Genomic DNA, 6,474 nt, shown 5'->3' with positions numbered 1-6,474 from the left:
TATTATATTTATTAAGCTCCTGTAAATTAATATTTAATAAGTGACCACCTGCTTTCAATCCAAAACTCAATTTTCCTCTTTCTGAAGTAGGAATTGTATACGAGAAGTCTATATCAAAATAGGTCTCATCCGTAGGTCCTATCTCATCATTTACTATAGAGAGTCCAAGACCTATACGATTCTTTTTACCTATTGGTGTATTCATCGTTAAGGTTTGTGTACGAGGCGCCCCTTCCAGCCCTACCCACTGACTACGATGCAAGCCGGTAATACTCATAACTCCGCGGCTTCCTGCATACGCCGGGTTTACAATTATAGTATTATACATATATTGCGTATACTGAGCATCTTGCTGAGCAATACTCGAATGAGTCCAACTCAAAAATATTAATGTTATTATACTAAGCGTGTATATTTTCTTCATCTATACGTAGGTATTTAAAGGCAACAAATCATATCGAAATTAAACATTTATATGATTCATTTATATTTTATTACAATTAATCTTTTAATTAAGGATTTCCCCGTACTTACATACGGGGAATTTACTTTTAGATCTTATCTATTTATATAGATATATCCTCCTCTGGATTTAGTCTCTCCGCTCTGTGTCGTATAACGCAAATAATAATAATACGTTCCAACCGGAAGTTCTTCGTTTTCCTGAATAGTTGTTCTACCGGTTGACATTCCTGTAAAGAAATTGTCATTAGAGCCATAATTCTGTGTCTCATAGACTTGAACCCCCCATCGATTGAATAGTTCAAAACTATTTTCAACATTTTCAAGTCCTCGAATAATCAACCTATCATTCATTCCATCTCCATTCGGACTAATTCCTGCATATACTTCTATACCATCTTCAGCTGATTCATTTGCATTATTTGGATCTAAATAATCAGGTATACCATTTCTATCGGTATCCACAGCATCATCAGGATTACCATCACCATTCGGATCCGGATTTTCATTAATGGTTAACGTATCATCTCCATCATCGTCTTCATCTAAATAATCAAAGATACCATCTTCATCAGTATCCCCTGGTCCACTACCGGTTCCGTTTGGATCTAATTCATACAATGTATAAACACTATCTCCATCATCATCAACATCAAGATAATCATTAATGCCATCACCATCGGTATCCTGAGTTTGTCCTGTAGTTGGATCTCCATCACCATCGCTATTTGGATTTTCGGTCGATGTAGGTATTCCATCACCATCATCATCGGTATCCAGATAATCAGGAATTGAATCACCGTCCGAATCTAAGGTATTACCCGTAAATGGATTATTATCCCCATCCGAGTTTGGGCTTTCATTAAACGTATTCACTCCATCTCCATCATCATCAATATCTAAATAGTCATTGATACCATCACTATCAGAATCTTGCAGTTGATAATTTACTGCTCCGCTGTTCGGATCATTCTGAACGTTATCAGGAACACCATCAGAGCCTACAGGTCCATCCAGCATACCATCATTATCTAAATCCGCGGCATTATGACCCGCTTCATGGACATCAAAAATTCCATCCCCATCAGCATCTAAATCAAAAGTATCCAAAATACCATCACCATCAGTATCAGTAAATAATCCTGAAGCTTGTTCATCAACATCTAAAATTCCGTCATTATCATCATCATCATCAATACTATCTGAAACTCCGTCCTCATCAAAATCGCCATCAACAATAAATATCTCTTCTAGGTCGTCTGCAGTTAAATTAAGATCATTCTGATCAACCGTGACATCTGTAATTATGTTGGTTACTACAGTACTTGCAGTCCCAGGATTCACTGAGAATATAATTTCAAGCGTCGCATCGGCTCCAGAATTAATCGTTCCTGCGCTCCACGCTCCGGTGACAGAATTATATGCACCCGAGACATTATCGCTTACGTAACTAACTTCGTTAGGTAACACATCGGTTATAGAAACATTTGTCGCTATTCCCGGTCCATTATTCGTTAATGTGATTCGATATGTATAATTCAGTGTTTCAGCATACGGACCTGATTCTAATAACACCTTTGCTACTACTAAATCTACATCGGTTATCTCTCTGAAATCAACCTCAGGTGTACTCGGTACATCATGGTTATTAGTATCACTTGCTCCGTTATCCAATTCGTCATTTACATCAAACCCGTCATTTGCATCAGCACCTTCAAAACCATCATCCAAACCATCACCGTCGGTATCGACTCCTGTGAAGGTTCCTACCCCTGCCTCTGCAGTATCCGTTCTTCCGTCACCATCATTATCACTATCGGTATCCAAATAATCAGGAATAGTATCCCCATCCGTATCTTCAGGAACTAAGCCTGCTGTACTATCCAGACCTGTTAACGAAGTTGATGCATCACCGGCAGGAGCTACATAACCAACAGTGGGTTGCGCCTCTACATTATCAGGTATACCATCATCATCAGAATCAATATCTAAAAAGTCAGCATTATCATTTAAATTATTATCGGTATTAACAGGTATGGTACCCTCTGCACCATCAGCCTGACCATTACCATTGGCATCAGCTGCTTCTGTTGTGCTAATCGAACCGTCATTATTAGTATCCAATCCACCATTACCGGTCTCAACTACATCATAGATCCCGTCATTATCACTGTCAAGATCAAAACGGTTGGCAACACCATCACCATCTGTATCACAATCCCATTGTAAATCTGAAATTAAAATAGCGGTCCCCTGTGTACTTACATCAGAACCAACATTAGTAAATTCTATAATAACCTGATCTACTAATTCTTTAAAATTAAGACTTACATCGCCCGCTCTACCTGACACTACATTACGATTCCCTTGAAAAGTTCCTCCGCCAAGATCGTCCACAGCATTACCATTGGTATAGTTTACACCTTTTACTAAAGTAACTGGTACTCCTTGGTTGGTCGGCAATATTCTTACTTGCTCTACATAATTTTCTCCGCTTGTTCTATTATCAACATCAACTATTGTGAAGTTTAGTCCGGTAACTGACGAAGCTAAATTAATTTGATAACGAATCGTGGATCCATTACTTATTCTATTAATTGGTGCTTGTAACTGAAGTCCCGGAAGACCAAAATCAGCGTACAAAGCTACATAACTAGCCCCAACAGTTGCATCTGTTCCATTATTAGTAACAGTCAATGTTGTAGTCCCAATAGTGGTCGTGGCTGTCATATTAGGATCATTTCTAGGGTCACCGGTCCAACTCGCATTATTCCAATCCAGAGTAGTATCCGCGGCAGCACATTCTGCATCATCTGCTATACCATCATTATCATCATCTAAATCGACTGCATCTCCTAAACCATCGCCGTCTGCATCATTAAACACAGGGTCACAAGCATTGGCTATACCATCTCCATCATCATCCGGACCACCTACCTGACGGTAATCTGCTACCGTATCTGTATCAGAATCTGCAGGGGTTGGATAAGTTGCTGCCGGGTCATTTACTGTACCATCAGTATTGACTGCCGGTGTACCAGCACCAAACACACCATTATCTCCTCCATCAGCGGTAGGGGTACCATAGGCTTCATTAGCATCACTACATCCATCATTATCACTGTCCAGATTTAAGTAATCGTCAGTCCCATCATTCTGAGTGTCAATTGGATTTAATCCTGCCCCTGCTGATGCAGGAATTCCATTAGCACCAACAGCACCATCTGCCTGACCTGGATTAACTCCGCTAGGAGTTCCTCCCGCTTCTACTACATCATAGATACCGTCGTTGTCACTATCTAAATCAAAATGATTAGCTATACCATCCCCATCAAAATCGTAGGCTGATTCTACCGCTCCATTGTTATCACCAATAGAAGCATTTGCGTCATTGTCATCTAAATATGCCGGTACTCCGTCATTATCGCCATCGGCTCTTGGGTCTACGCCTCCACTTTCGACTATATCACTAATACCATCGTTGTCATCATCCTCATCTACTGGATCTGAAATACCATCACCATCACTGTCTAAGAATTCTCTAAAATCAACTTCAGGGGTACCAGTAACATCATCATTATTAGTATCGCTTGCTCCGTTATCCAATTCGTCATTTACATCAAAACCATCGTTAGTAGCAGCGCCTTCAAAACCATCATCCAAACCATCATCATCGGTATCAACCCCCGTAAAGGTGCCAACGCCTGCTTCAAACAGATCACTTACCGTATCACCATCACTATCAGTATCTAAATAATCAGGGATAGTATCACCATCCGTATTTTCAACTGTAAACGCATTGTTTCCGGCAAAATCTACATCATATTGATCGTCCATTCCGTCGTTATCGCTATCTGTACCTAAAGGTGCAAAATAGTTTGCCGTAGACTGTCCTTCAACATTATCAGGAATACCATCGTCATCAGAATCAATATCTAAAAAGTCAGCATTATCATTTAAATTATTATCGGTATTAACTGGTACGGTACCCTCTGTACCATCAGCCTGACCATTACCATTGGCATCAGCTGCTTCTGTTGTGCTAATCGAACCGTCATTATTAGTATCCAATCCACCATTACCGGTCTCAACTACATCATAGATCCCGTCATTATCACTGTCAAGATCAAAACGGTTGGCAACACCATCACCATCTGTATCACAATCCCATTGTAAATCTGAAATTAAAATAGCGGTCCCCTGTGTACTTACATCAGAACCAACATTAGTAAATTCTATAATAACCTGATCTACTAATTCTTTAAAATTAAGACTTACATCGCCCGCTCTACCTGACACTACATTACGATTCCCTTGAAAAGTTCCTCCGCCAAGATCGTCCACAGCATTACCATTGGTATAGTTTACACCTTTTACTAAAGTAACTGGTACTCCTTGGTTGGTCGGCAATATTCTTACTTGCTCTACATAATTTTCTCCGCTTGTTCTATTATCAACATCAACTATTGTGAAGTTTAGTCCGGTAACTGACGAAGCTAAATTAATTTGATAACGAATCGTGGATCCATTACTTATTCTATTAATTGGTGCTTGTAACTGAAGTCCCGGAAGACCAAAATCAGCGTACAAAGCTACATAACTAGCCCCAACAGTTGCATCTGTTCCATTATTAGTAACAGTCAATGTTGTAGTCCCAATAGTGGTCGTGGCTGTCATATTAGGATCATTTCTAGGGTCACCGGTCCAACTCGCATTATTCCAATCCAGAGTAGTATCCGCGGCAGCACATTCTGCATCATCTGCTATACCATCATTATCATCATCTAAATCGACTGCATCTCCTAAACCATCGCCGTCTGCATCATTAAACACAGGGTCACAAGCATTGGCTATACCATCTCCATCATCATCCGGACCACCTACCTGACGGTAATCTGCTACCGTATCTGTATCAGAATCTGCAGGGGTTGGATAAGTTGCTGCCGGGTCATTTACTGTACCATCAGTATTGACTGCCGGTGTACCAGCACCAAACACACCATTATCTCCTCCATCAGCGGTAGGGGTACCATAGGCTTCATTAGCATCACTACATCCATCATTATCACTGTCCAGATTTAAGTAATCGTCAGTCCCATCATTCTGAGTGTCAATTGGATTTAATCCTGCCCCTGCTGATGCAGGAATTCCATTAGCACCAACAGCACCATCGGCTTGGCCTGGATTAACTCCGCTAGGAGTTCCTCCCGCTTCTACTACATCATAGATACCGTCGTTGTCACTATCTAGATCCTGGAAGTTAGGAATACCATCGCCGTCAAAATCATTCTCTCCAACAACACCTTCTGTATATGGATTGTTATCACCATCCAGATTCGGATCTTCAACACTGTCTAAAATCCCGTCGTTATCGTCATCTAAATCTGCACTGTCAGGAATACCATCACCATCCAAATCAGTGGCATCTAAATAATCAGGTGTGCCATCAACATTACTGTCTGTTGGGTTCGCAGGGTCTGCGCCTACTTCGGTAAGGGTAACAATACCATCGTTATCATCATCCGTGTCTCGGTAATCCAACTCATCTGCTCCATCTGTATTGTTTAAATCTGCAGAAGGTGTGGTAGTGACTTGTAAACCATTTGGATCTGAGTAATCTGCACTGGAGTCAAAATTGTCATCCAACCCATCATTATCTGTATCGGTTCCTGCCGGAACTATATCAGCTACGCCATCATTATTTGTATCAAAACCTTCGATAGCATCTACAATACTGTCGTTATCTGAATCTAAGTCTAAGTAATCTACAGTGTCTGCTCCATCACTGTTCACAGGGGTAAGTCCGCCTGCGTAATTTGTATCTACACCAGTACCGTCTACAATACCACTCGGTGCAAGGTATCCTGCTGTTATTTGAGCCTCCACATTATCTGGAATACCATCACCATCGGCATCTTGGTCCTGGAAGTTAGGAATCCCATCGCCGTCAAAATCATTCTCTCCAACAACACCTTCTGTATACGGATTGTTATCACCATCCAGATTCGGATC

2 protein-coding genes are annotated in these 6,474 nt (G+C 40.8%); both read right to left on the bottom strand.

Going from position 1 to position 6,474, the window contains the following annotated elements:
- On the bottom strand, positions 1-424 hold a 424-nt coding region (locus tag ACJRPK_RS17375; RefSeq protein WP_407141664.1), incomplete at its 3' end, for a type IX secretion system membrane protein PorP/SprF.
- A gap of 134 nt (positions 425-558) precedes the next feature.
- A partial coding sequence (locus ACJRPK_RS17370; protein WP_407141663.1) for a gliding motility-associated C-terminal domain-containing protein occupies positions 559-6,474 on the bottom strand: 5,916 nt, incomplete at its 5' end.

Source organism: Aquimarina sp. 2-A2, from assembly GCF_045505135.1.
GTDB classification, from domain to species: domain Bacteria; phylum Bacteroidota; class Bacteroidia; order Flavobacteriales; family Flavobacteriaceae; genus Aquimarina; species Aquimarina intermedia.
The sequence above is the reverse complement of the archived record's forward strand: the minus strand, read 5'-3'. Positions and strand labels throughout refer to the sequence as shown.